The sequence below is a fragment of the Candidatus Regiella insecticola LSR1 genome, assembly GCF_000143625.1.
Lineage (GTDB): Bacteria > Pseudomonadota > Gammaproteobacteria > Enterobacterales > Enterobacteriaceae > Regiella > Regiella insecticola.
Window position 1 is genome coordinate 1 of sequence record NZ_GL379678.1, and the last position, 3,509, is coordinate 3,509.

Genomic DNA, 3,509 nt, shown 5'->3' on the forward strand with positions numbered 1-3,509 from the left:
CCAAGCTGTTGTAAAAACCAATCTCGTCTCGATGTCATTGATTTTTCTATTATCCTATTAATAGGTGGCGCTTTATTTTGGTGCTATGTTAACAAATCTTATATCATTGCGGTATGAAATCATCTATACCCTTCGCTTTTCAAGTTACGGCGGCGTTGGCAGCTCGCACTCATCCTCTGTCATGTACTACCTGTACACTCCTGAGATTCGCTTGATTGCCGCCTTGCCGTAACTCGAAATTCATTGGGTATAACACTCCATTTTAGGATAATAATTTTCATGTCAGTATTAACCCCTGCCAGTGAAGTGATATTGCGCCACAGTAATGAATTTACTGAGCGTCGGGTTTTGTTTGCCGGTGATTGGCAAGATACATTGCCTGCGCAGTTCATCGCTGCTACTGTCCTAGCTCATACTAATCAATACCATCATTGGCAACTATTAAAACCTATCTTAGGGGATAAGGTTACATTTAGTTTTTCAGCAGATAAAAAAATGTTGCTGGCTGTAATACGCTCATTTATTTTTGGCCTAAAAATAAACAACAAGCCCAATTTCAGTTATCCAACTTGTTGGCTTTATTCCCTATTGGAAGTGATATTTTTATTGTCGGAGAAAATCGTAGCGGAGTACGTAGAGCGGAAAATAAGCTGTGGGAGATGCTGGAGCTGAGTAAAATCGATAGCGCCCGTCGTTGCAGCCTTTATTATGGTCGCTTAGATAAAAAGATTAAACACGATAATGCTATCTGGTGGGGTCATTATCATGTCGATACTAGGATAATCAAAACTTTGCCCGGTGTTTTTAGTCGTGATGGACTCGATCCAGGTAGTCAATTATTGCTTTCTTCTTTTACTGAGCAGGTGAAGGGAAAAGTGTTGGATATTGCTTGTGGTACTGGGGTTTTGGCCTGTGTGTTGGCGCATCATTCACCTCAAATAAAACTCACGCTCAGTGATGTCAGTGCTGCTGCGCTTGAAGCCAGTCGTGCCACTTTGGCGATTAACAATATTGACGCCGAGGTGATCGCCAGTAACCTCTATTCTGATATTAAAGGGCGTTTTGATCTCATTATGGCTAATCCTCCTTTTCACGACGGATTAGCGATTAGCTTGCATATTGCAGAAAGATTGATTTGTGGTGCCTATGATCATCTCCGGATCGGGGGGAAATTACGAATCGTTGCCAATGCGTTTTTACCTTATCCTGCGCTGTTGGATGCCGTTTTTGGCAGCCATCAGGTACTGGCTCAGAACAGTCGTTTCAAAGTTTATCAAGCTGAGTTAAGTCATCAGTGCGATTTATCATCTCATCGAGTATAGGCAGTAGTAAATTTTATTCTGATCGGACTTGTTCAGCGTACAACTGTAAGCTAAAGTGCGTGGCAATATCTTGGGTGTAATAAAATTTGAAGGGGTATGGAATGAAGCGTGCGGTGATCACTGGCCTGGGTATTGTCTCCAGCATAGGTAATAACCAGCAAGAGGTCTTGGCATCTCTGAAAGAAGGACATTCTGGCATTACTTTCTCAGAAGAGTTTAAAACCGCCGGAATGCGTAGCCAGGTATGGGGTAATGTTAAATTAGATACAGCTACGCTAATTGAGCGTAAAACGCTGCGCTTTATGAGTGATGCATCTATTTATGCCTATCTCGCGATGCAAGAGTCGATTAAGAATGCGGGGCTTTCTGATCAACAAGTGTCTAATTTTCGTACGGGTCTGGTAGTCGGATCCGGTGGCGGATCTCCTCGTAATCAAATGGTTGCCTGTGATGGTATGCGAGCTAAAGGCTTGAGAGGCGTTGGCCCTTATATGGTCACGAGAGCGATGGCCTCTGGCGTTTCCGCTTGTCTCGCCACGCCTTTTAAGATCAAAGGGGTGAATTATTCGATCAGTTCCGCCTGTGCCACTTCTGCCCACTGTATTGGTCATGCCGTTGAATTGATACAGCTAGGTAAGCAAGATATCGTTTTTGCCGGTGGTGGAGAAGAGTTGTGTTGGGAAATGTCTTGTGAGTTTGATGCCATGAGTGCGCTTTCAACCAAATACAACGACACACCTGAGAAAGCGTCACGGACTTATGATAAAGATCGTGATGGTTTTGTGATAGCAGGCGGGGGCGGTATGGTGGTGGTTGAATCATTGGAACACGCCTTGGCGCGTGGTGCACATATTTATGCAGAGATTGTGGGTTATGGTGCGACTTCTGATGGTGCGGATATGGTTGCTCCCTCCGGTGAAGGGGCAGTGCGCTGTATGGAGATGGCGATGGAGGGGGTGTACAAGCAATCCATCGATTATATCAATGTACATGGTACTTCCACTCCGGTGGGTGATACAAAAGAATTGCAGGCGATTAAAGAGGTCTTTGGCAATCAAACGCCCGCGATTTCCGCAACGAAAGCCATTACTGGGCATTCATTGGGTGCGGCCGGGGTTCATGAGGCGATTTACAGTTTGTTGATGTTGGAACATGGTTTTATTGCGCCGAGTATTAACATCGACAACCTTGATGAAGATGCCGAAGGGATGGATATCATCACCCAAATGAAAGAGATAGAATTAACTACCGTGATGTCTAATAGCTTTGGTTTTGGTGGAACCAATGCCACCTTAGTGATGCGTAAATACAACCCAAAATAGAAATGCCGGAAAACAGCGCCGGCGATCCCCGTGTAAAATAATTTTACGACGTCTTTTTTACTATCAGGCTGATGTGTCACATCAGCCATCATTGAAATAACTTTAATAACCCTCTTCATTAGATTACCTTTCATGACAATTAATGAAAGTCGCATCACTATAATGTGTAACGAAATATTGATGCTTAAATTAATTGATTAAAGAGGTAAGGTAATGGCGGCTGGAATAACGAATAACACGGAAGGCAGTATAGTTGGGTGTAATCCTCAAGTCTTGAAAGGAATAATGGCTAATTCAAGCTTAGAAGATAAATCCCCTTCTGCTTCTCCTCAATCAAAACAGTCCTTTATCGAAGAAAATAAACTCTCGTATCTGGATCGCTCTTATGAATTATCAGAGCAGAAAGTTAAAGAATTAAACGACCTATTCACAGAAGTAGATCGTAAGCCTGCCTCTAAGCTAACAAACTTAAATTATCATCTGGCACAAATAGCGTTGCAAACACATTTTGTGAACGCTGATGTAAATTCATTTGTGGCGATGGCGGAATCCGATATCCATGTTTTACCGAAAAAGAAACAAGCCCTGGTGCGTAAAAGAATCGCTGAGGTAAAGGAAAGCGCGGCGAATATGAACGCTGGGGTTAATATGTATGACCGCATCGTCAACACTATCAAGGCCATGTCGGATAACAATATGAAGCCGACCGTTCAGGCAGCGATGAAATATACCAAGTTTAATACTGCGGTGAGCAATTTTATCGCTGACATGAATAAGCTAACGAAAAATGAAGGCTCCGATGTTGTGATGGATCGGTTTAAAGTAGAACAACAGCTCCGTCAATTAATGAAGGATTATAGCGTTG

The 3,509-nt window shown here is 43.1% G+C and carries 1 protein-coding gene and 2 pseudogenes; all 3 read left to right on the plus strand.

Annotation, left to right across the window (positions count from 1 at the left end; genetic code table 11):
- Positions 1 to 279: 279 nt before the first annotated feature.
- Positions 280 to 1,322, plus strand: a pseudogene (gene rsmC / locus REG_RS09330) (16S rRNA (guanine(1207)-N(2))-methyltransferase RsmC).
- 101 nt (positions 1,323 to 1,423) lie between these two features.
- Positions 1,424 to 2,644, plus strand: coding sequence for a beta-ketoacyl-ACP synthase I (gene fabB / locus REG_RS09335; protein WP_039908591.1), 1,221 nt, complete (start codon positions 1,424 to 1,426; stop codon positions 2,642 to 2,644).
- A gap of 213 nt (positions 2,645 to 2,857) precedes the next feature.
- Positions 2,858 to 3,509 (plus strand): annotated as a pseudogene (locus REG_RS13545) (hypothetical protein); the annotation flags it as partial.

What these genes read in the sequence shown, in the direction of transcription:
- fabB (WP_039908591.1), top strand. Translation starts at nt 1,424, where the DNA reads ATGAAGCGTGCGGTGATCACTGGCCTGGGTATTGTCTCCAGCATAGGT.